Genomic DNA, 22,065 nt, shown 5'->3' on the forward strand with positions numbered 1-22,065 from the left:
CGCTTAGAGTGCGATTCTCGCTTGCGGTGGAGAGCAGCCTGAGGAGTGGCATCATTCCCTGATGATCAATTTGCCGCAGCTGGTTGCGGACTTCGCAACTGCCCTACGAGAGACCGACGCCCGACGCCCCCAGGCCGTCAGCTCCACAGGGCGGGCATACCAGCCGGGCATTGGCCCCCACACTGAGCAGCACACGATCCGGCTCGTCGCCGAGGAACTCGTCGCCCTGGACCCCGCCTACCAGGAATACTGCCTTGATGTTCCTTACCCTGGTGCCAGCCGGCAACGCTGTGACTGGTGCCTGGGGTCGCCTTCGGCGTGGGATTGGGCGATCGAAGCCAAGATGCTGCGGCTGTTTGGCGACAACGGAAAGCCGAACGACAACATGCTCACGCGTGTGTTGTCGCCTTACCCCAAGCACCGGAGCGCACTCACCGACTGCGACAAGCTGGCGAGTTCGGCACTTCCAGGGCGGAAAGCTGTGTTGATCTTTGGGTACGACTACGACGGGTGGGAGATGGACCCAGCCGTCGTGGCATTCGAAGCGCTGGCCCATCGAAGGGTCGACCTGGGCGATCGCCACACGGCTACCTACGACCGCCTGGTTCACCCTGTCCACCAGCGCGGCCGTGTGTTCGCTTGGGAGATCGCTGGTTGTCCTATTGATTGACGTCCTAGGTGTGCTGTCCAGGGAGGTTGGTCATGCCGCTGACCAGGCGCGGCGATTGTGGGCGTGCTTCCCGATCGACCGATGCGGCTGCGGGAGCCAGCGCTGGTGCCAATCAAGGTACTCGACCGGCAGCTCGCGATCGGTCGGCGGATGGCGGCCGGCTCCACACTCGGGAGCCGGAGGTGACCCACTGGCGTCCGTAGCCGGGTGCGGCTGGCGTGATCGGGTGATTAGTCGGCGCGGTTCAGCGTGACGGCGCTGTGCGCGGGGGTGTTCGCCCACAGTGCTCGCAACGTGGGGTGGCGCTGCATCTCCCACTCCGCTTCACCAATCGCACGGTCTCGCTCCGGGCCCGGTGGACTGAAGTCGAACCCGGTGTCCTGGACGTTGAACCCGTCGAGATGGGCGAGCGCGGGTGCGTCCGGGAACGCCAGGTCCAGGCTCAGCTGCCAGATTTCTGGCTTGTACCAGTCGGTCTCGGTCCAGGTCCCCCGCACGTCGACGGCGAACTGTCGGGTGAAGCTCAGACTGGGAAGCCGGTCGCGCCAGCTGTACCGGCCCTACTGAACAATGAAGCCATCGGCGTCGCTGTCCGGCCCTGGCTCCAAGCCGTCGACCGGCTGGGCAAGAAACTCGCGGAACGCCTTCCACGCCGCCTCGACGTTATCGAACCAGTCCGGAGTGAGGCCGTGTCGACATAGCAGCTCGAAAAGCTCTTCCGGCGACTCGCGCTACGCGATACCCACGGCCCAGCCCTCCCACCCGTAACCCAACCACCCACCCGATTAGGTGGACTTCCACCTGCGCGTCCAAGCCGCCGAAGCCCTTACTGGCCGCGCCGGTCACCAGGTCCGCGAGGCTCACGTCAGATCCGATAATCTTCCGGCTATCCCCTCGTCCACGGGCCATCGTGGCCTCGCGGCGAGCGGCGGGTAGACCCGACCCGGTCCCGACGGTGCTCCGGGTATCGATCAGGTCTTGTCGGCGCCAGTTGTCGATTGTCTGATCGCTGATCTTCAACTTCCGGACCAGCTACCGGGCCAGTGTCGACCGAGCCCAGTTGACGATGCTGGCTGCCAGCGGCGACACCGTCTCGAACTGCGGCCGATGTCGGGTCTGGAGTAGATGTGGATGATCGATGGGTAGGTCGGGTAGGTCGTTTTCGCGGACACGGACGACGAGATGCCCAGAGGTCAGTAGGTCGACCGTTTTCTCGAGATCCAGGGCGGCCTTGTCTCGATGCCAGTACTCTCCGTCGTACTCAATAGCCAGAGGTCGCTCGGCTACGACGGCGAGCACATCAACCCGCCAGGCCGGCCCGCCGCCCGATCGCGCGATTCGGCCATCTTGCCGTGTCGTGGGGATCAGCGTCTTCATAGCCTCGGCGAGCGCGGTCTCGATCGCTGACGTGCCGGCTGTCGAGCACGTCGGGCACCCCGTACCAGAAGATCGAACCATCACCGGGGCCGCCCACTCGTGACTCGCGTCAGCGGGGCAAACCCATCGCACGGTGGTCGAGGAGAACGGCTTCACGTGATAGGCGCTGAGGGTGTTAGCAGGATGCCATTGTGCGGCCAGGTCGGGATCGCGGTACGCCAGGCTACGCAGAATGGTTTCGCAAAGTGGGCAGCGCAGCGCGGGCTGCAGGATGCGGTCTCGCGGTGACTCCTCCCACTCATGCCCGCAACACGGGGAGATCCACCAGATACGCCGCCGAGAGGTCTCGCCCACCTGGTCAGGCGTAAGCCTGTTCTTGGCTGGATGCCATTGTGCCGCCAGCTCCGGGAACGCCGTGGTGAGCGGTTCGGCCCTTCCAGCCCGGCAGTGCTGGCACCCCTGCGTGTAGTAGAGATATGCGCTCATTCTGGGCTTATGCCCATTGGGACACTCGAGCTTCCACATTCCGCGGTCACGCAGGGTGAGGTCTTCGATGGGCTGCTCATCGCGCCAGGCCGCGACTACCTCGGGCAGGTCAACCAAGCGCAGGGTCATGAGCCGTTCAAACTCTGCATCCCAAGCATCCCGGCACTGTGGGCACGAGCTTGTGGAGATGCTTCCGTCCCTCGCGGCGACGACGTAGACGGGTGCCTCAAAGTTGTGCCCGGAGCCGCAGATCCACCAGAAGGCGCGCCGTGATTTGGCCGTCACAGTTGCCGGCGTCTCGGGGTGGTTCGCATCTGCGATCCAGTGCTCGCCAGCGTCTGGGTGTGTCTCCTCCAGCGGCTGCCGGCGGCGCCGGTCCGCGTCAGTCCGTCCCACCACAGCAGTCTCAATCATTGAAGGTGCTCTCTACTCAGCAGGTGTGCCGTGAGCGCCGGCGACCTCGGTGAGGAGCACAGCCACCGACCGTGACGGTGGAACTGACCGGCGCTGACCTTACGGCAGTGCGTCAATGGCCCAGGCAGCGAGACGAAGTCAGTTGATCAGCTGCCCACATCTGCCGCCGATAAGGCGCGGCATCCGTGAGCGCGGCCGGTGACGGCCAGGCCGCAGGGGCAGGTCGGGAACGCCTGAGGCTAGCGGTCGCTGGCCAGGCGTCGGCGTCCGCAAGGGCCGCTTGGTCCAGCAGTCACCAACCGTTGCTGAACGCCCCTGCGGACCGTCCGTGTCAGCCTTCCGGCAACAGCCCGGTCACGAGCTCGGGATTGGGGGAGCGGGTTGGGAGCAACCGGGTGCGCTGAACGGCCTTCAACTGCACCGAACGGCACCCAACGGCGTGCAACTGCACCCACCCCTGCCTGCGGCTCCGCTTTGTCGTAGGTCAGAGTCGGTGTGGCGTCCTGTGTGGATCTGAAAAGGTCTTGACCAAAGATAGACTTGCAGGGGTGCTCAGCGAGTACGCCGGAGCCCATCTGGGATAGAGGTTGAACCAGATAGGCTCCGGCGCCTTGGAGAGTGGGCTGGCATATCGGTGGCGCCGGCCCGGACCGCTCATCACGGTGGATGGTGCCGAGCACGCTGCGGACTTGCTTTGCTCCTGCGGCTCCGAGGTATGACAGGTGTTGGCGTCACGCCTCGGGGCGGCGCGGTCAGCGCCGTTGCCTCAGCTCGGGTACGGCGCCGGGCCCGGTATTTGATCACGGTGTCCCACATCTGAAGCTTGTGCTGCGACTCCTGCGGCACCAGGAGCTGAACCAGTGCGATCACCGTGGTGCTGATGATGATGAGGATGGCGACCGCGAGTAGCGCACCCCAAGGCACGCCCACCATGTTGCCGAAAAACGACAAGACACTGGTGAAGCCGAGTCCACCGAGCACGCTCCTCATGATGCCCCCACGGTGATTTTGTAGTCGGGAGCAGACTGCACGCGCTTGCGGAAACTGCTGAGCCGGCCTTCAACCGCCTTGACCGTCAGATTCAGTTCGGCGGCGATCTGGATCTGGGTCTTGCCGGCTGCGATCATCCCGAGGATCAGCTTGGTCATCGGCTGCGCCGTGTTGATCACCCGCTGCAGGTCTACGCGGAGGACTGCGAGGTCGGCGATGCTGGCCGTAAGCCGAGCGCCCACCTGGTCGAAGTCGATCTCTTCGGTCACCGCGAGCCGTTCCAGCTGACCCATGTGCTGCTTGGACCAGGTTTTGTAGGCCCGGGGAAACTCATAGGCGCACGCGCCGATGAAGTAAGTACGCAGGGATGCTCCTCGCACCCACGGTTTCCACTTGCCCTGGCCGATGGCTCGCTTGCGGAAGTCCTTCACTGCTCTGCTGATGATGTCCAACGCCAGTTCGTCGCGAGCCGCCTCGGAGTTGGCCAGCAGGAACATGTCCTCAGGAAGCATCGAGACTCCGCGCTCCGGAGCGAAGCGTTTGAGGACACGCCGCAGCTGGTTGGTCCGCAGGAACGCTTTGATTACCGGTAGCGCGTAGGTCCAGAGATCATCGAATAGTTCGTGGTAGGCCACGCCGTCCCACTTGTGGCCGGGGCGGATCTCTGTGCGGACGTACTCGGAGAGGCCGGCTTCGAAACGGACCTGCTCCGCCAGGCGGGCGTCGGTGAGGCGCGCCTCAGCACGCCGGCGCTCGGGCGAGTCGAGCTCGTACTCGTGCTCGATCGCTTCCAGGAGGTCAGCGATAGGGTCGTGAGGACTCCAACGGCGAGGCGACATCAGACCCGCCCTACCCTTCGGTTCCACGGCGGTGTTATACGCGGCGAAAGACATGTCTGGGGATTAGGCACTCTCGAGCTGATTTCCCCTGACCCTACTTTAGTGAACTGGGTCACACTGCTGGTCTGTCGGGCGGGAGGGTTCGCAGCGCGAGGTGCACGCAAGGTGAGACTGTCCTGCGCCCGACATGGTCGGGGCGCGAACATGCAGGCCGAGCCTCGCACCGCAGCAGTTCGGGGATCCCCGGCCTACTCCGGTCGCCCTGCCTAACTGGATGGCCAACCGTTGGTGCTGGCTGCAGATCCGAAGGACCACGGTTTGATCGCCGCGCTGCGGACTGCGAAACCGGAGGTACTGGCAGCGGCAGTCGATAATCATGGCGTGACGTCATCACCTCAGGATCGTCGCCGGCGGTGGAGGCGAGCACGGTCCGCAGCTGCTGTGACAGCAGCACTGTGCACAGTGCTGCTTGTCGTGTGGTTCATGCCGGTGTTTGCCGGAACCGACGCCGGCTCCTATGAGGCGACCGCGATCGCTGCGGTCGCGGCGATCACGGCGGCGCTGCTGGTCGTAGTACCCGCCGTGCTCGTGGTCGCGATTCAGGCGCTGTCCCAGTTCTCGTGGCGCACCGTCCGAGTCCTCGCGGACCGGCAGATGGCGGTATGGGTCGTCATCGCAGCAATAGTCGGGGTCTGCGTGCCGCTGGGCTTGGCCGTCAACCCGAGCCCTCTCACGACACGGATTGCCTTTACCTGCTTCATCGCGTCGATCGTCATCGTCGCCTGGGTGACCTGGAACGGCGCTCGTCACGCCACACCGGAATGGCTCGTCCACCACGTGTCCACGAGTGTTCTACGGCCGCGCGGTCGCTGGACGGGAGGACGTCAGAGACTCGTGCGGCGCGTCGCCGTACTCGGCGACCTGGTCGGAAGCCCTCGCCTGCCGGTTCGCGAGCACCGGCTTGCCGCCGTGACCTGGGTCGTCGCCCTGACCGCAAAGGCTCAGACTGGCGCGGACGTCGACGACGTCGCGCAGGCGTTACGCGAGGTCGGCGCAGACCTCAGCCGCGAGGTGACACCGGACCATCGGGCAGCGATCGCGGCCATCGCCGCCTTCGGTGTGCATATGAGCAGGTCTCGCTCAATCAACGACGCGGTCGTCGATGTTCTGTTCGACCTCGCGGTGCAAAACCGCGCTTCAGGCCGGCACCAAATAGCCGCAGAAGCCCTCGATGCCGTCGTGGACGCCGTCAGCGCCCGCCTCGCCGAGGTGACTCCGTTACAGCGGGTGCTCACGGTGGTGGACCTACCACCCTCATCCGTCGACCCGCAGCCCACGCACACCACGGCACCGACCTCGCGCTCCCGGTTTGCCATTCCTCGGCCAACGGTCATCCCACCCGCGCAGCCAGACCTTGACCGGCCCGCGTTCGAGCGCGTCAGAGAACTCGCGCGTCAGCCAGTGAACGTCGCGGACCTCAACGAACTGCTCAATGACCTCAGCCCCGACTGGGCCCGCGAGCAACCCCTCAGCCGAGAGGCTACGTCTCATGGCGACCAGGGATACGAGCTGCTGGAAGCCATCGTCGACCGACTGATCGCCGTCCTCGCCTCACCCACGCCGTCGTCAACCGGCTGGTCCGGCGGACATCATGAGGCGAGCGGCTTCACCGCAGACATCGAGCGTCTCGGCCGGCTAGGTCGCCGCCTTTTCACCGGCCACCGGTACTCACGATGCGACGCCATCGAAACCCACCTGGAGACTGTCGCTGCAAAACTCATCCGCGCTGAAACCACCCCCCAGGTACCGACGGACCGTACCGGCTGGCGTATCGCCCACCTGGCGCGCCGCCCCAGTCCGGCATCGATGACCGCCGCCACCTTGTGCGACCTGGCGACCGAGGCGTTCGAGGCCGGCTATGACCGGCGGGCGCTGCTGACCGGTCGTCGCCTACTCGGTCTTGCCGCAGCCGCGGCAATCGCTGGCGATGACGTAGCAACCCGCTCATACACCGAAGCGATCTACACGTTCGTCAACCGAACCACCCGCCACAGCAGCTCGGCGGCCGTCGTGGAACGCGGTGCCCTCATCATCTCGGGACTGATCCGCGAGTCGGATGACCTGCGCCGGGCGCTACCGGCACAGGAAGCGGACACGGACGGCGCCGCAAGCCTGCTGCGCATGCTTCCGTGGCAGGCGTTCGGGTTCGAGTTCGTCTTGGCCACCGCAGAATGGCAATCCGAGCTGCGCGCTGCGAACTGGCTCCCCGACGCTCGCACACGTCAATCGGACCGAATCAAGCCCGGTCGCCTCCTTCCTTCCCTCTATGAGAAGGCCATCGAGGAACTCGGCTCCCATCTCGCAGTGTCCGATCCGACCTATCCAACCGCGCTCCTGCTGACGCTCTGGGCCGACGCGGTAGTAGCACGAGCGGACGGGGACAACGCACCAGCCAGCAAGCTCGCCGCCTACCTGACGGACCAACTGGCGGAACTCGACGACCACGATGAAGGCGAATGGCCCGAGTCTGACGACCCCTCGTGCGACGACGAGTGGAACCGCCTTGACGACGTCCCACGGCCAAGGTCCATCAGCGCCCATCTACGGCGCCTCGTCGACACGATCACCGTCTGGGCGCAGACCGAAAGCGTCCCGGCGCCGGTGATACCGCCCGCCAACGAGGGCGGCCGCCACCTGCTCAGCGTGCTCGCCGAGGCTGCTCGAACTCCCCATTTCCAGAACTGGACTTACCACGGCGTAGCCGACACCGAAGGCAGCAGCTTAATCGTCATCCAGTACCCCGACGAGGAGAGGATCTTGCTGCGGGACCAGGAAGCAGGTGCCCGAGGCCTGTTCACCTGGGGTTATTCCGGTACCGGCCCACACACGCTGGCCGACGCGCTCGCCTCACACGCGGCCGGCACGCTGCAGCGTTGCACCGACTGCTTCGGGGCCAGCCCCATCACCCGGGGCTTGATCGACTGCGAGGCCTGCGCGAGCAGCGGTCACCGGCGAGGTCTCGCCGACTTCGCGCGACTGTTGGTCAGCCGCATAATCAGATCCTTGCCGAAGGACCCCGATATTCCTACAGCGCTACCAATCGTCATGTGGACCTTCACCCGAGCCGAACTCATCCAGGCAACGATCAGCCGTGGGCCTCGTCGAATGCCGCAGACTCGTCCCGCCTCTGCCCAACGCCAAGTTGAACGGGTGATCAGCCCTGGTCAGCGCATTGGCGCCCCTGCTACTTCTGCCCAACCGTGACGCGGTGGCGGAGAAAAGTTCTGAGAAGAACGCGGTGAGCATAGTGCGCGCCCGTCGTTCGTTTCGCGACTCATGGGCTCCGAACCGGTATACCTCATAAACCGGCGAGGGTGACCTTGCGGCTCCCGGCCGCGTCTGGCCGACGCCGCGGCCACGGGCCGGGAGTGGGGGAGCAGGGTGGGAGCAGCCGCGTGTCCTGAACGGCGTTGAACTGCATCCATCGGCGCACAACGGCGCTCAACTGCACCTGTTCCCACCTGCGGCTCCGCGTTGCCGCAGGTCAGAGTCGGTGCGGCGTCCTGGTTCCCGCGGAGTGCTCAGCGGTTCTGCGACGTAGTCGACAACGCTCTATGTCGCCTAATAGGGGAGTGTGCGCAGGTCAAGGCGGTAAGGAGCCGTTGGTTGGCCTGACCTTGCAACTGGGAGCAGATTGGGTGCAGGTTGGCGAAGTGGTCTCCGCGACCGAAGTGCTCGCCGACGCCGGACAGAGGCGAGGGCTTTGACCTGCGGTGATGCGGTGGAGCGGTGCGGCGTGACCTCCCAGTGGATACCGAAGAGGTCAGGCTTCTAGTCTCCCGACTGGCTGGTGCCGGCCGTTGAACTGAGGCCTGCCGGAGCCAATCACGAGGTCAGCCCGCATCGATGCGCGGCTCTGGCTGTCGTCGCGGTGGCGTCGGTAGAGATCTCGCGAGCTGAGACCCAGATCCCACTGGCGAACTACTGAGAAGGGCTTCCTGAACGGTGGCCTCTTCGGCGAGCCCGAAGGCGTCATCAACGCGTCGACTCGGGCGCCAGCCACCGGCAGGATCCGGCACTTACTGCACCCATGGTTCGGCCGCACGCCAGGTCGCAGTGGAGGGAGGCGGGGGTGGGTCGGACGGGTCGCCCGCGTTCGCGTACCGTAGCGGCGATTTGGTGTTGGGGCGTGTGTCCGAGCCGTCGAACTGGAAGCAGTGGTACGCACCGGAGCTTGGCGCGCGTTCGGCGACGAGCCATGGGGACAGCGTCACCGGTGCCCCGGCGTGTGGCAGCAGGAACACTTGGCCGGTGATGGTGGGATCGGTCGTTGCCACGGTATGTGCGAACGGGCCGCTTGTTCCGCGGAGCCGGTCGAACTCCGCGTGGAACAGCATCCCGTCGTATGTCATCGTCGTCGCTACCCCGATGTCGGCGCGCCAGAACGCGGCGGTCCGGGCCGCGAACCGTCGAAGCAGCCCGTCGAGATGGTCGGCGTGGGCGGCAGTGGATGTCGTACGGCCGTGGGCGATGCCGTTGCGCAGATTGACCAGATCCTGCACGCGCTGGGCGCCGCCGCTGGGGATGAGGCAGGCGAGTAGGCGGGTGAACTCGCTACCGGGGCTGGCCAGGGTCAGCAGCCGCGTGCACACCGTCAGCCAAGTTCCCATGCTGGGCCGGGCGAGCTGCGCTGCCGTCACTCCTGCCAAGGGCGCCGGCGGTGTGGTGGCCAGCCCAACCATGGCCGCGAAGCGCAGCACCGCCTCCAGCGCCGCGAGGCCGGCATTGACCTGCCGATCCACGTCAGTGGCACGCCAGTACCGAGCGAAGTGGGCCGCCAACGGCGCGGGAAACCCTCCGATCGCCTCCTCTAGGGCTTGGGCCTGCCATTTGACGTGCACTTCGGCGCAACGGTCGAGCAGCTCGGTGCTGGCGTCATCCTTGTCGACCCAGTCGGCGGCACCGAGGCGCATGGCGCGGACGGTCTGCTGCTTCGAGCCCTCTCCTGACAGCACCAGCGCCGGGGTGCGCAGGCCTTCCGCCTGCAGGCGTTCGAGGAGCCAGAGGCCGCCCCAGTCCTCCGGCGGCATCTTCAGGTCCACGATTATCAGGTCGAACGGCCTGCCGGTGGCAGCCGTTAACGCGGCGGTCCCGTTGTCGACGAAGTGTAGGCGCGCGCCGGCCCGCTCGACCGGGCGGCAAAGCGTGCGGGCGACGTCCGGCTGGTCGTCGGCGACCAGCACGTGTACGTCGGCGAGCTGTCGGATCATTCGTCCGTCCCCTCGGTAGGGGAAGTCAGCGGAAGCCGGACGTGCCACTTCGTTCCAACAGGCGATTGAATCCACGCGAGCTGCCCGCCGACTCGCTGCAGGAGCGACTCGACCGACAACAGACCGATGCCGCTGCCGCCCTGTTTCGTGGTGCGGATCCTGGCACCCGAGTCCAATGCGGCGACGACGTCTGCGCCGATGCCTGGGCCGTTATCGGCGACTTCAATGATCGCGGTCTCCTCGTCAACGGTCCAGTCCATCCGGATGCGGCCGCCGCTGGCCATGGCCTCCACTGCATTCGCAGTCAGGTTGTCCAGGATCAGCCCGAGCGAGCGCTCGTCAATGGCGGCTTGGGCGGCGGTGTCCGTCGCCGGCGTGTCCAGCCCGACCCGGTCGGGCAGGCGGGTCAGCAGGTCGCGGGCGTACTGGCGGAGGAACGGCCGCAGATCAACGACGCCGTCGGCTGCGGCGTCTGGTACCGAGGTCACGGCCGTCAGGCTGAGGGCCAGGCGCTGCATCCGCTCTAGGTGCCGGTACGCGTCGGCCTGCTGTTCGTGGTGGCCGGCTGGGGTGGCCGCTACCGCACTGGAGGCCTGGCGGGACGCGCTCGCGTGGTTCTTGATGTCGTGTAGCACGTCAGCCACCCGTCGGCGGAACGGGTCAGGGCTAGGGTGCAGCGCGGCGAATGCGGCTTGGCTGACCGGTCCGGGGTTTAGCGGGAGAGTTAGCCCGGCGATTTCCACGTCGACTCCGCCTGGGACCGGGCGCATGACGCCTGACCAGGTGACGGCGGACCACAGTGCGCAGGCGTGCGCGAGATCCGGCTTCGTTGGGCCGGTGAAGCGCACGCGCAGCGGGCGCTCGCCGATCACCATGGCGGTCGCGAAGGCTTTTGAACGGAGCATGATGTTGGCCGCCGCGTCTAGGACGGCGCGCTCACGGGCGGTCAGCGTTACGGCTGGCACCGGCCCGGTGAGCGCCAATCGGTCCCGGTGAAAGCTGGTCCACTCGCCGACCAGGTGCACCAATTCGGTATCCGGCTCGTCCGCGCCCATGCACCGAAAGAGCTGGCACAGCCGGACAATGCGATCGGTGAGCGTCCGGTCCAGCCCAGCCGGCTCGGTGATGGCCCTGATCGCGTCTAATGTTTGTAGCAGCTCAGCATCGATCGCCTGTTCCCGCGTGTCGGCAAGGTACCGGGCCCGCCGGAACGCGTTGGTAAGGCCAGCTACCAGCTGTGGACTGGACCGCTTTCGCAAGTGCCGGTCTGTCCGGTCGGCCCATTCCAGCAGCTCCTCCGGGCTCTGGATGAGATCCAGGCCGAACTGTTTGGACGCCGCCCAAGCGGCGACGGGCGGGTTGTTGGAGGCGAGAATCGACGCCTGCTGCGCCAGGACCAGCCGGTTGAGCGCGTGGCCGCCATCGTCCGGGATCCCACTAGCGGAACTGGCGATAATATCCAGCACGCGTCGGGAGACCTCGTGTTTCGCAGCGGTCTTGCCGGAGGCGCCCTCGCCGGTGACGGCTACCGAGTCACCGAGCAGCGGGCTGGTCAAGATCGCGGTGGCCACGAAGACGGCCTGATGGCTCGGCCCGGACGACTTGAATTCGTACGCGATGTCCAGCCGCAACCCGCTGGCGGCTCGCTGCAGGCGGGTAGTGTCGTCGAGGTCCCGGGCGCGGCCCGGCGCGATCATTTGCCAGGCTGGCCGCCATGCGGGCGGCCACTCCGACTGGAGCGTGGCTGGGCGCCGCTTGCTGAGGTAAACGGCGGCCATGACGGCCTGAAACACGTTCGCCGTAATCTCGGGTGAGGTGCCCAGGATACTTTGGCCGGCCCCGAGCAGCAGGCCGCTAGTTAGGTCGGCCCACCGGCAGGCCCGCTCGTACGCGTCGTTGGGCAGAGTGACCACAAGGAGAGTGTCAGGCCGCTCAACGACCGCCCGGCGGGCCACCGCGAGGCTGTACTCGTGCTCGAGCACGTGTGAGCCGACTAGCCCGAGCAGCTGGTTGCTGCGCTGGCCGGCTCGGGCGGTCTCGGACTGGTGCTCATAAGTCCAGGACGAGTGGATCAACGCCTGGGATAGCAGCGGCCGAGCGGTCGGCGGGAGCGCGAAGGCTCGCTGGATCCGGTCGACCGTCCAGGCGTGATCGCGGTAGCCGAGCATCTCGCGGGCCTGCCCGGCAGGCCGGACTGCCGTCACCGTGGCCGCCGCTGCCGGGTAGTACCGCTGGACGAACTTGCGCGCAGCCTCGTGTGCCGCTGCCTTCTTGCTACGGCCAGTGCCTGTGGTGCGCCGGCCCCGAGTATCCGTCGCAACGGCGTGGTAGGTCGACTGGTGGTCCGGACCCTCGCGCTCATAGGCGTACGTCACCGGCGCGGCCCTCGCGGCCGCCTGCAAGACGGTGACCGGGTCGTGCACAACCGCCGTCCGGCGGGCGTCGGAGAGCAGTCCGCCAGCCAGGCGGGTGGCCGAGTCGTACAGGTCGAGGACACACAGCAGGCCGACCACGCGCCGGAAGAGGTCGGCGACCACACGGTTCGGCAGCGGCTCGCCAACGAGGCCATGCCCGACCGCGGTCGACTCAGCGATCCATGACTGCCGGGCTGCCCACGCCGGCAATGTCGAGGCGATGTGGCCGATCTCTGTACTCAGTGGGCCGGGCTTATCGCCGGGTACCCAAGCCAGCCCTTCGACCGCTGCGTGTCGCTGAAGGAAGGTGCCGCCGAGGCGTGCGAGCGCGTCGAGGAGGCCGCGCGTGACGCCCGGCAGCTGACGGGTGTTTTCGTAAAGATACGAATTGTGGATCAGAGCGACCCCGAGCGCATCGACAAACCCGCTGTCCCCGATAGGTGCCCCGCATTGCCGTAGCGCCTCCAGCGCTGGGTCGATCGGGAACCGTCTGCGGGATGCTCCCGTGTCCGGCCAGCGGTCGTGTGGGGTGCTCATTGGACGCACGCTACAAGCCTGGATCGGACGGAGGAATCCACCGGAGGGCCTGCTCGATGGGGTGGGTGCGACGGACCCGGGCATCGACGATGGCGAGGCTTCAGGTAAGACAGCAGTCGACCGGAGACTCTCGGCCGCAGCCACTGCCAGCCGACTGCTCAGCTACAACCAGGTCAACTACAGCACCTACCCCGCAGTCCAGCGGTACACCTCCAGCGCCGCGACGACCCCGGTGAATGTCGCCCTGACCGCATCGGTGATCACCACACCGGTGGCCATTCCGACGGTGGTGTACACCCCACCACCGTGTGCCGCGACCGGTTGGGGTGTCAGGTAGCGGTCAGGCACCTACTCCCCATCGCGGTTGTTCCCGATCCTGTCCGTATGGATCCGGCCCAAGCGTGCGCAAGCCATGGGTGGAGCGTCATTACCTCGGCCTCCACCAACTCCCAGTTCGCAGGCGTCCTCGCCGGTTTTGTGTTCACTGGCATCGTGATGCTGTTCGCCATGCGGGGTGGCCGATACACCCAGGCGCTGGCGGTGCTGAGCCCGACCTTCATCGTGCTCGGCTTCGACAGCTACCTCTTTAGCCACGTCACTGGCAGCGGAAACGACGGCGAATGCGCCCGGGTCTGGACCGACGGAATGTTTGCCAGCGGCATGCTCGGCGTCGGCGCCGCCGGCGTCGTATCCAGCATCTGCTGGCTGCTGGCAGCCCATCTCGACACCCACGCCAAGCAACCGCATCCAGCAGACGCCAGCACAGGCCAGACGAACACGGGCCCGCGGCCCGAACTGGCCCAGCCGGACCTGGCGGTCGTCAACCTGCCGCGCATCGCGGCCGGGATGATCTACGGCGTGACAGTCGGGATCTGCCTGCTGCTGGCGATGACGGCAGACCGGTACCTGCGACTTGTCTCAGATGACGCGCCTCGAATGCTCTGGCTGTGGGTCGTATGGGCCGTGCCGGTGGCGGTCCTGTTGGGCCTCGCTGTCCTGGTCCTCGCCCGGTGGCGGCGACGCGCGCGGCGCCAGCACGTGGCAGAGAACAAGACGCGGACCTCGCGCGTTCGGTCGCTGACGTTCGTGGTGTACGGGATGCTCGCCTACGGCCTGCTGACCCCGGTACTGGCCGGCGTTATCGCGAGCGTGGGCGATCACTGGTGGCAAGATCCCGGTCCGCAGATCGTGGTGCCTGCGGTCCTCGTCGAGCTGGTGTTCGCCACGCTGCTGCTCGTGGCGCTTGTCCTCGCGGCACCGCCAATGCCGCCGCTTGCGGCTCGCCGGCACGAACCGAATGGCTTTTACGACGAAGCCGGCGTTCCCGTACCGACCCAACCGGACCCCGTCGGCGCGGAGGTCGGTGGTGCCGTCGACGACCATCCGGGACCACGCGCACAGACCGAAAGTGCGTAAGACAGGCACGAGAAGGGCTCGAAGCCGGACAGCCGGGAGCAGGGCATCCGCGCTACGTCTACCGCATCGGCGACGGCAGCGCTCACCTGCACGTCTGGTGATTCGCCCGGCCGGAGGGGCCAGGCGAGCAGCTCTACGGATCCTCGCTGGTCGTCTGGGACGACCTCCTGCCGAGTATCCCGCCGAGGCGGACGGCGCGATTGTGGTTGATGCCCCGGTCGCCTCGGGTCGTGTCCCAGCCACGGCGAATTGCCGGTTAATACCTGGGCCCAGTCGCGCCAGTCCTCCAGCCCGGCACAGCAGCCCGGCGTCACACAGTCCCGATATGCTGCCGCGAACCCGTAGGCCCCCGGCAGCAATGAGGAAGTCCTCAGCCAGCAGCGCGTTCACGACCTCATCGCGGCCGCCAGGTGGCTGAATCTCAAGCCGACCGGCGAGCGCGGCCACTATCAGCCCCGTTCATCGCCGCAGCCGGCGTTGAGCACCAACCACTCAACGCGAGGTCATCCATCGGTTGGTTACATCGACGAGCTTCGTCCTCGGCAGAGACCCTCACCATCTGGTCATCGTCGGCCATCAGTTGATGTCAGAGCGCTGCGCGAGCGGGTCACACTGTGAGATGGCAGGGGCAGCATCCGAAGGGCGGTTGAAGTGGCGTTCGATGCATCGCAGTACGTCGTCGGCGACGATTGGGCGTACCGGTCTCGGGACACGGCGCCGTCGGAACGCGTGCGCATCAAGGCTGTCACGCCGAAGAAGGCCAGTGCGAGCATCGAGGTGGAGTTCCTCGACGACGAGGGCCGTCGTCTGCAAACCGTGTCGTCAGCCCGGCTGAAAGCCCGGTGGGTCGACGTGGAAGCCTACGACGCCCGGCAAGCGGACTGGCAGCGCATCGACGACTTCGAGCTCGACTCCGTCGAGCGGAGCGCGGTTCTCACCGTCTACTCCGGCCTCATCCCTGAGGATGTGGCAGAGCTGGACTGGCGTCCGGTCGAAAACGCAACGATCATCAAGGATCGCGCGAAGCTGACCGACATCCTTCAGGTGCCCGTAGGGGAGATCCTCGCGACGGTTCAGTGGTTCACCACCGATGACGCCACGATCGTCTCGCCCGCCGGCGCTGTCATCATCGCGGAGGCCGCCTGCCGAGCCCACTCACACACCATCCTGGAGCACGTGATCGAGGAGGAGGCGGCAGCCCGGCACAAGTGCAAACACGGTGGCCCGCATCCCATCCACAAGGGCGAGAAGTCCAGTCCGGAATGGGAGTATCGGTGGTATCGCGAGCATGTTCGGCCCGAGCATGAACTTCTGCGGCAATGGTGTGGCCACCGTGCCGTCGTAGCCCACGAGCGCCTCACGGCCGCTGAAGCGGAGAACCACCGCCTCGACCTCCTCGTCGTGCAACTCATCAAAGCTCTCGACGTCGCCGGTGAAACCATGCAGGCTGAACGATTCGCCGAGGAACACGAACGCGAGCGGATCACCCCTTACGTCGCCCGACCCGTCGTCGACCGGCCGCTGCACTGGTCCGAGATGCCGGTGCGTGAAGTCCCGGTCTATCGACGCCGCCGCTGGGGGTAGGCGACCATCACTGATAGTTGCTCCTCTTCGGAGCCTCGGCGCCATGACGCTCACGCCGACCTTCAGTTGCCGCTCGCGCTGATTCGGGAAACAACGGCGCCGTGGCGCTGTTGCCCAGTGCGTGGTTCGACGACGTGCAGGGCGACCTAGAAGCGGTGCGGCGGATTCGGCCGCGGCTCCGTCGTCCTGGCCTCCAGCTCAGGCGTCGCCGTCTGGCTCAATGTAGCCGTGTTTGAGTAGCACGGCCCGGAGCTGGTCTTGCCACGTCTTTTCATCGGCGTCGAGCTATCGGTGCCGGTGTGTGCACTGCCAGTTCGGCGGCGGTTCCTCGGGGACGAGACACCCGCCGAGCGCAAGGTCGCCGTCGGTAGCGGCAACGTGCGCTTCTGGGACCGGGAGGCCGAAGAGTGGTGGGACGCCCGTCGTGTGGCACTCGGGGCAGGCTGGAATCACCTCGCTACGGTACCGGTCCTGCAGCGTCTACGCGGACGGGTGGACCGCGGACGGGTCGAATCAGAAGGCTGGCTGGGAGAGCGGACCGTATGAGGCCGACGTCAGGTGCAGGTAAGGAACCGCTGGTTGGCGCGGCCTGGCGTGCCCATGCGCCCGCGTCGTTCTCGCAGCGACGTCAATCGTGCCACGGTCGCGGAATCGTGAGGTCCTCCACCTGGATCCAAGGCGACTCGTATTGTTCAGATACGGATGTAATAAGGAGCCTGACCCTGCTGTAGGCGACGTCGTCGATTTGCCTTAGTGGCAGCTGCCGGGTTTCGCCGATGGAGAGCCCGTCTAGGTGCGCTTCACGCTCGGGGCGAGTGTCGCCGGGTGCACGACCGCAGATTTCTACTTCTGCTGGCGACAAGACTTCCACCACCAGGTCTTGCACCGGGCCGTGCTCGGTAAGCGTCAACCACACGAAGTACTCGAAGATCGGGTCTTCGCCGGGGAAAATCTCGATCTTGTAGCGTGGCCTCACTTCAGCATGTCGTCTTTGGCTTTCCACGTCCGCCACTCTCAAGGCAGCATCGGCCGACCGGTCAGCTGCGTGCTGTGACCCTTCCGCCGCGTCGGCTGAGCGGCGGGCTGAGTTGCCGTTCCACCACGCGACGGCCAAGGCGACGAGGCTGATGACAACGGCAATCGCGGCTAGGGTCTCGGACATGAGCGAAGCGTAAGACACGGTGGAACGCCATCTTCATCTGCCGTTATAAGGCGTCCGTGCCGGCGCTTCCAAGCGACCAATGTGGTCCAGGAAGCCACCGCTGGGTAACAGCCAGCTGCAGGTGTGCCAGCTCACGATCGCCGACCTACCGCCGAAGGGACGAACTCGACCGGGAGACTGCCCAGGCCTGACGCCACAGGTCGCCCCGTCTTCGCTCTGCCGAAATAAGCATAGAAGTGTTGTACGTCCCAACGGTGCCATGATCGCAAGCGGCGGTCCGCGATCCTGCTCGTGCGACGCAGCCTCTCGTTGCCCTCTCTGGACGGGGCATACCCGGGCACGCAACCGCGGCGAACAGCCTAGTCAGATCACGAAGGCTTGCATTGGTGCCGCTGGACGCGTTCCTATGCCCCCCGGCGCGGTGCTCCTTCAGTGACTCGATTGAGCGCTGGAGAAAGACCTACGGCTGCCGGTTGCCGGTCGCCCCGCGCGTCGGCCTCGGCCTGCTTTACCTGTGACGGCTCGACCAGTGAGAGCCAACCCTGTGAGAAGGGAGGGCCTTTCGACCGATTGGGCGCTTGCTGGGCGGTACCCACGTCATTAGGTTGCTTGGGGTGGGGTGGCGTTACCGCTGGCCCCTGTATTGACAGCCGGCATCTGATTGGGGTGACCGGCACCTGATTGGGGTGAGTCGTGGAGGACCGTGCGATTGTTCCCTCGCGAGACGACGACGTGGTGCGGTCGGTCGGCCGCGGGCTCATCGATCTAGGGCTTGGTCAGGGTGGCTCGCTGCTTGTCCCTGGCAGACGGGCGTGGGCACAGGAGACCGCGCGGGAGTTGTTCCGTGCCTACAACGAGCGCCCGGACGAGGGCTCCGATGCGTTCCTGGTCAAGTTGCAACGGCAGCTCGACGACGCCTCCGATGAGGTCAAGCTGCTGGTTGCGGAGTTGTTGACCCTGCAGGCGCTGCCGCTGAGCAACCTCACCCCGGTAACCAAGCGCAGACGTGTTGAGGCCGTACTGGCCTGGATGCGTAAGCCTGTGACCATCCCGGAGCCGGTCCTGGCCGCTTTCCAGCAAAGGACCTGGAACGGGGGGACCGGCGCCCACACGATGTTGTGGAAGTGGCTGGCTGACGCGGTCCAGTTTCTCCTGGCTTGGTGGGCGTTACCTGAGCAACGGCGCGCTCTCGCTCTGAGTGACCCCTGGGTGTGGCAGGAGGTTGTGTACGAGAAGAAGCTGATGCCCTCGTTGCGAGAGGCGCTGCTCTACCTCGCGTTCCCCACGCACTTCTTGCCAATCGTCAACGTGGCCCATAAGCGGGCGATCCGCGACGCGTTCGCACCGGGCGCCGCAGTCGCGCCGACGCAAGACCTCAACAAAGACCTCTTCCACATCACCACGCAGGTGCAGAAGCAGGTCGGTGAGCAGCGAGTCGACTTCTACCGGCCGCCGTTCGCGAGTCAGTGGAAGCCGCCACCGCAGGGCCGGCGTGCCTGGCTCGTCCGGTCCCGGACGAGTGAAGACGTGCTCGACCAGTGGAAGAGCAACCAAATCGTCTCGCTGGCGGCCACCCGCATCGGCCAGGTGCCAGCGGGATCAGAGCGATCCGCTGTGCGGTCAGCCGTGGATGCCGGGTTCGGGCATCTGGACTACGCCGGGCGGCTCGTGCTCGCCACGGAGTACCACGCGTTCCTGTCGCTGATGAACGTCGAGGACATCGTGGCGACAGTAATCAACGACGAGCTGCACCTCGGCGTGATCGATGGAGCACCGGACTACGTTCTCGACGGAGACGACCTGCTGCTGATCAGACCGGTGCAGTGGGTGGCGATTGACCCGGTTCCGGTGGACACCCTCCCCGCGCCCCTTCCAACGGAGCTGGATCAACAAGGTGTCGTCGTTGACCTGACCGGTGCGCTGGAGGCGCTTACGGGTCTAATCGAGGAGGTGGTTGAGCCTGCCGGCGTCGAGGCGGATGGCAACAGTCGTGGCAGGCAAGCCTCGCACACCGTGCCTACCTTGCCGCCGGCTAGCAGCGACCTCGCCGATCGCCTGAACCTTCCACAAAACTGGTTGCAGAAGCTGCTCGATCTGTGGCAAGAGCGGTCCCAAGTCGTCCTCTTCGGCCCACCTGGGACGGGCAAGACGTTCATCGCCCAGGCAGTGGCCAGACACATCGCAGAACGGGATGCGATCCGTCTGGTCCAGTTCCACCCCTCGTACGCCTACGAGGACTTCTTCGAAGGCTTCCGGCCCGTGGAGGGCGCAGACGGCACGGCGGTGGGCTTCGCCAAGGTTCCCGGACCGCTTCGGGAGATCGCCGCAGCAGCCAAGGAGAATCCGAGCAAGCCGCACGTCTTGGTCATCGACGAGATCAACCGCGCCAACCTCGCGAAGGTCTTCGGAGAGCTGTACTTCCTCCTGGAATATCGGCAGGCCACCGTCCGCCTTCAGTACTCGCCGGCGGAGGCGTTCAACCTGCCGCCAAACGTCTTGCTCATCGGCACGATGAACACCGCCGACCGGTCAATTGCGCTAGTCGATGCCGCCATCCGCCGCCGCTTCGCATTCGTCGAGTTGCACCCGGACGAGGAACCGGTCTCGTCGGTGCTGCACGCGTGGCTGAAGAAGCAGGGCAAGGCCGATGACGAACGCCCCGCCCTGCTGGGTGCCCTCAACGCGGCGATCGGGACCGCCGACCACGACTTCAAGATCGGCCCTTCCTACTTTATGCGCCCCACCGCCCAGCACGTCGACGGCCTGATACGGATTTGGGACCACGACCTCCTGCCCCTGCTCGAGGAGCACTACGCGGGACGCCTATCGCGCGCAGCGGTCCGCAGCCGGTTCGGGCTGTCCGCAATCCGCACGGCTATCGCCACAGAAGGGGTCCCTAACGGGCGGGCAGGCGAAGACACCGACGCGGCGCACATCACCGTGCCAGCCCAGAATGCCGACGGCGCCGGGAGCCTGGCGTGAACACCCGCACCACACCCGGTTCCGTCGTCCTCACCGAAGTCGGATCCAAAGCGGTCGTGCTGACACTGGACGACCATCAGGTCGCCGCTCTGCGTGCTGCGGACCTCGTTACCCTGAGCCCTGCCGTCGGCGGCCAATGGAAGATCAGGGCCGGCCGGAAGGTCGGGGCTATCCGTGTCGGCAATCTCGAGGTCGAAGTGACGCCGAAGGTCGGCCTTGCCAACATGCTCTTCTTCCTCGGCTACGCGACCAACCCCGGATTCCGCCCGGAAGACGTGGCCGGCGTCCCCGCTGCCGGGCTGTGGCCTGCCCTGGCCACATCACTGATCCGCCACGCCCGTCGCGCCCTCGCCTCCGGCCCGCTACACGGGTACGCCACCATCGACGACTCCCTGCCGCTCGTACGCGGACGAATCCGGTTCGGCGACCACGCGGCCGCACGCCCCGGTCTTCCGTTACCGATCGACGTGCGGTACGACGACTACAGCAATGACATCCCGGAGAACCGGCTCCTGCGCACCGCCGTACAACGCATGCTGACCGTGCCGCGACTTCGCGACGCCGATCAGGCGGATCTGACCGAACTGGATGCTCGCCTGGCCGGGGTACGCGTGCTACCGCAAGGGGCTCCACCGCCCGTGTGGCGCCCGAGCCGGCTCAACGCCCGATACGCCCCGGCGCTACGCCTCAGCGAGCTGATTGTTCAGCACTGCTCGGCCGACCCCGGCGCCGGCCGCTATGCCATCGCAGCCTTCGTCGTCAACATGGAGAAGGTCTTCGAAGCGTTCATCGGCGTGGCCCTTCGCGAGGCGTTATCTAACTACAGTGGCCACACCGAGACACCTGGCAGGTGGACGCTCGACGTAGGGCAGAGCATCCGGATCGAACCCGACGTCCTGCACATCATCGACGGACGACCGGTGGCCGTCTTCGACGCCAAGTACAAGATCGAGCCAGGGGCAGGGAAGCCGAAAAACCCCGACGTCTACCAGATGCTCGCGTACTGCACTGCGCTGAACCTGCGCAGCGGTTGGATTCTTTACGCCCAAGGCACAGGACCGGCCACCACATGGCATGTCAGCAACACCAACACCACCATCAACTACCGACCACTCAACCTGCGTCAACCGCCTGAGCAACTCCTCAAAGACGTTAATCATCTCGCCGACCTCGCCATGCGCGAGGATGGTGCCTCCGCATGATCACCAGCGTGTAAGAGCTCCTAACTCTTGAGCGTTTGAAGTCGGCACCAGCAGATGATGGTGCAGTCAAGGGTGAGGAACGCCTTGTGGGAACCGAGGTGGTCAACCGGCGGCGTCCCGGCTGGACAGGTCCGGCGACCAGCGTCCTGGGCCGCGGCGATACGGCGTCGGAACCGCTCAATTCGCGAATGCCTCTCCGCGGCGTCGAGGCGTCGACAGCTGTGCCATGACCGGGAACATCGATCTCACGGGCAACGCTTTGCCCCGTGTCTCCTAGCCGCTGACCTCTTCGGCGCATCCGAATAGTTCACACCGCCCGCTTCTGCCGGCGCTCACCAGGCGACAGAGGGCACGTCGGTGAGACGTACGTCAAGGTCAACGGGTGTGGCGACACGTGTACCGGGCGGTCGACCAGAACGGGCAGCTCATCGACGTGCTCATCTCGCCCGCCGGGACGCCGGCGTGGCCCGGCTGTTCTTCCGATGGGCGCTGTCAACGTTGAAGTGACACCCGCCGAGGTGGTCACCGCCGCCGCTGCGGCTATCCCGGCGTCCCCGACGAGCTGATCCCGCATGCGTGGCACGACGTCGAGCAGTACGCCAACAATCAAATCGAGGCTGGTCACAGCCATTTCAAACAGCGGCTGAAGTCGATGCATGGGGCTGCGAACGGACAAGGCAGCACAGGGGATCATCGACGGACACGCGGCCGTCCCGAACCTG

General features: G+C 66.1%; 14 protein-coding genes and 1 pseudogene. 7 read left to right on the forward strand and 8 right to left on the reverse strand.

Annotated features, from left to right (window positions below):
• Nucleotides 1-61 precede the first annotated feature (61 nt).
• Complete coding sequence (locus AB0C15_RS00780) at nucleotides 62-670, forward strand: hypothetical protein (protein ID WP_357347248.1); 609 nt, start codon at nucleotides 62-64, stop codon at nucleotides 668-670.
• Nucleotides 671-900: 230 nt separating this feature from the next.
• On the opposite strand, the gene AB0C15_RS00785 is transcribed toward AB0C15_RS00780, so the two are convergent.
• The 5 genes and pseudogenes from AB0C15_RS00785 to AB0C15_RS00805 form a co-directional block, all read right to left on the reverse strand.
• Nucleotides 901-1,167: a hypothetical protein gene (locus AB0C15_RS00785; protein WP_357347250.1), complete on the reverse strand. Its 267-nt coding sequence runs from the start codon at nucleotides 1,165-1,167 to the stop codon at nucleotides 901-903.
• Nucleotides 1,168-1,702: 535 nt separating this feature from the next.
• Nucleotides 1,703-2,662 carry a zinc-ribbon domain-containing protein gene (locus tag AB0C15_RS00790; RefSeq protein WP_357347882.1) on the reverse strand — a complete coding sequence of 320 codons (960 nt, stop codon included), beginning with the start codon at nucleotides 2,660-2,662 and terminating at the stop codon, nucleotides 1,703-1,705.
• Between the two features lie 45 nt (nucleotides 2,663-2,707).
• Nucleotides 2,708-2,947: pseudogene (locus AB0C15_RS00795) on the reverse strand (zinc-ribbon domain-containing protein); the annotation flags it as partial.
• Nucleotides 2,948-3,604: 657 nt separating this feature from the next.
• A complete protein-coding gene (locus tag AB0C15_RS00800; RefSeq protein ID WP_357347252.1) occupies nucleotides 3,605-3,928 on the reverse strand; it encodes a hypothetical protein in 324 nt (107 codons plus the stop codon).
• A 5-nt stretch (nucleotides 3,929-3,933) separates the two neighbouring features.
• Complete coding sequence (locus tag AB0C15_RS00805; protein ID WP_357347254.1) at nucleotides 3,934-4,830, reverse strand: hypothetical protein; 897 nt, start codon at nucleotides 4,828-4,830, stop codon at nucleotides 3,934-3,936.
• Nucleotides 4,831-5,238: 408 nt separating this feature from the next.
• Between AB0C15_RS00805 and AB0C15_RS00810 the strand changes: the two genes are divergently transcribed.
• The gene (locus tag AB0C15_RS00810; RefSeq protein ID WP_357347256.1) at nucleotides 5,239-8,040 is read left to right on the forward strand and encodes a hypothetical protein; all 2,802 of its coding nucleotides are present in this window, start codon (nucleotides 5,239-5,241) and stop codon (nucleotides 8,038-8,040) included.
• An 815-nt stretch (nucleotides 8,041-8,855) separates the two neighbouring features.
• Here the strand turns inward: AB0C15_RS00810 and AB0C15_RS00815 are convergent.
• Together AB0C15_RS00815 and AB0C15_RS00820 are read right to left on the reverse strand one after the other, a co-directional pair.
• Nucleotides 8,856-10,046 carry a response regulator gene (locus AB0C15_RS00815; RefSeq protein ID WP_357347258.1) on the reverse strand — a complete coding sequence of 397 codons (1,191 nt, stop codon included), beginning with the start codon at nucleotides 10,044-10,046 and terminating at the stop codon, nucleotides 8,856-8,858.
• Nucleotides 10,043-12,997, reverse strand: a complete 2,955-nt coding sequence (locus AB0C15_RS00820) for an ATP-binding protein (RefSeq protein ID WP_357347260.1) — start codon at nucleotides 12,995-12,997, stop codon at nucleotides 10,043-10,045. Before AB0C15_RS00820 ends, AB0C15_RS00815 begins: the two co-directional genes overlap by 4 nt.
• A gap of 61 nt (nucleotides 12,998-13,058) precedes the next feature.
• Between AB0C15_RS00820 and AB0C15_RS00825 the strand changes: the two genes are divergently transcribed.
• The 3 genes from AB0C15_RS00825 to AB0C15_RS00835 all read left to right on the forward strand — a co-directional run bounded on the left by AB0C15_RS00825 (nucleotide 13,059) and on the right by AB0C15_RS00835 (nucleotide 15,997).
• Nucleotides 13,059-13,334: a hypothetical protein gene (locus AB0C15_RS00825; RefSeq protein WP_357347262.1), complete on the forward strand. Its 276-nt coding sequence runs from the start codon at nucleotides 13,059-13,061 to the stop codon at nucleotides 13,332-13,334.
• Nucleotides 13,335-13,381: 47 nt separating this feature from the next.
• A complete protein-coding gene (locus tag AB0C15_RS00830) occupies nucleotides 13,382-14,413 on the forward strand; it encodes a hypothetical protein (RefSeq protein WP_357347264.1) in 1,032 nt (343 codons plus the stop codon).
• Between the two features lie 651 nt (nucleotides 14,414-15,064).
• Nucleotides 15,065-15,997 (forward strand): hypothetical protein, encoded by a 933-nt coding sequence (locus tag AB0C15_RS00835; protein WP_357347266.1) that lies wholly within the window; start codon nucleotides 15,065-15,067, stop codon nucleotides 15,995-15,997.
• A gap of 628 nt (nucleotides 15,998-16,625) precedes the next feature.
• Here AB0C15_RS00835 and AB0C15_RS00840 read toward each other — a convergent pair.
• The gene (locus AB0C15_RS00840; protein ID WP_357347268.1) at nucleotides 16,626-17,159 is read right to left on the reverse strand and encodes a hypothetical protein; all 534 of its coding nucleotides are present in this window, start codon (nucleotides 17,157-17,159) and stop codon (nucleotides 16,626-16,628) included.
• A 693-nt stretch (nucleotides 17,160-17,852) separates the two neighbouring features.
• On the opposite strand from AB0C15_RS00840, the gene AB0C15_RS00845 reads away from it, so the two are divergent.
• Nucleotides 17,853-20,141, forward strand: a complete 2,289-nt coding sequence (locus AB0C15_RS00845; RefSeq protein WP_357347270.1) for an AAA family ATPase — start codon at nucleotides 17,853-17,855, stop codon at nucleotides 20,139-20,141.
• Complete coding sequence (locus AB0C15_RS00850) at nucleotides 20,138-21,343, forward strand: restriction endonuclease (protein ID WP_357347272.1); 1,206 nt, start codon at nucleotides 20,138-20,140, stop codon at nucleotides 21,341-21,343. The genes AB0C15_RS00845 and AB0C15_RS00850 overlap by 4 nt, the downstream gene beginning before the upstream one ends.
• The last annotated feature ends 722 nt before the right edge of the window (nucleotides 21,344-22,065 follow it).

The organism is Micromonospora sp. NPDC048835, assembly GCF_040649995.1.
Taxonomy (GTDB): Bacteria; Actinomycetota; Actinomycetes; order Mycobacteriales; family Micromonosporaceae; genus Micromonospora.

Excerpts from the sequence above, each read along its gene's own strand:
- AB0C15_RS00780 (WP_357347248.1), top strand. The coding sequence starts at position 62 with ATGATCAATTTGCCGCAGCTGGTTGCGGACTTCGCAACTGCCCTACGA.
- AB0C15_RS00840 (WP_357347268.1), bottom strand. The coding sequence starts at position 17,159 with ATGTCCGAGACCCTAGCCGCGATTGCCGTTGTCATCAGCCTCGTCGCC.
- AB0C15_RS00830 (WP_357347264.1), top strand. The coding sequence starts at position 13,382 with ATGGATCCGGCCCAAGCGTGCGCAAGCCATGGGTGGAGCGTCATTACC.
- AB0C15_RS00820 (WP_357347260.1), bottom strand. The coding sequence starts at position 12,997 with ATGAGCACCCCACACGACCGCTGGCCGGACACGGGAGCATCCCGCAGA.
- AB0C15_RS00790 (WP_357347882.1), bottom strand. The coding sequence starts at position 2,662 with ATGACCCTGCGCTTGGTTGACCTGCCCGAGGTAGTCGCGGCCTGGCGC.
- AB0C15_RS00805 (WP_357347254.1), bottom strand. The coding sequence starts at position 4,830 with ATGTCTTTCGCCGCGTATAACACCGCCGTGGAACCGAAGGGTAGGGCG.
- AB0C15_RS00815 (WP_357347258.1), bottom strand. The coding sequence starts at position 10,046 with ATGATCCGACAGCTCGCCGACGTACACGTGCTGGTCGCCGACGACCAG.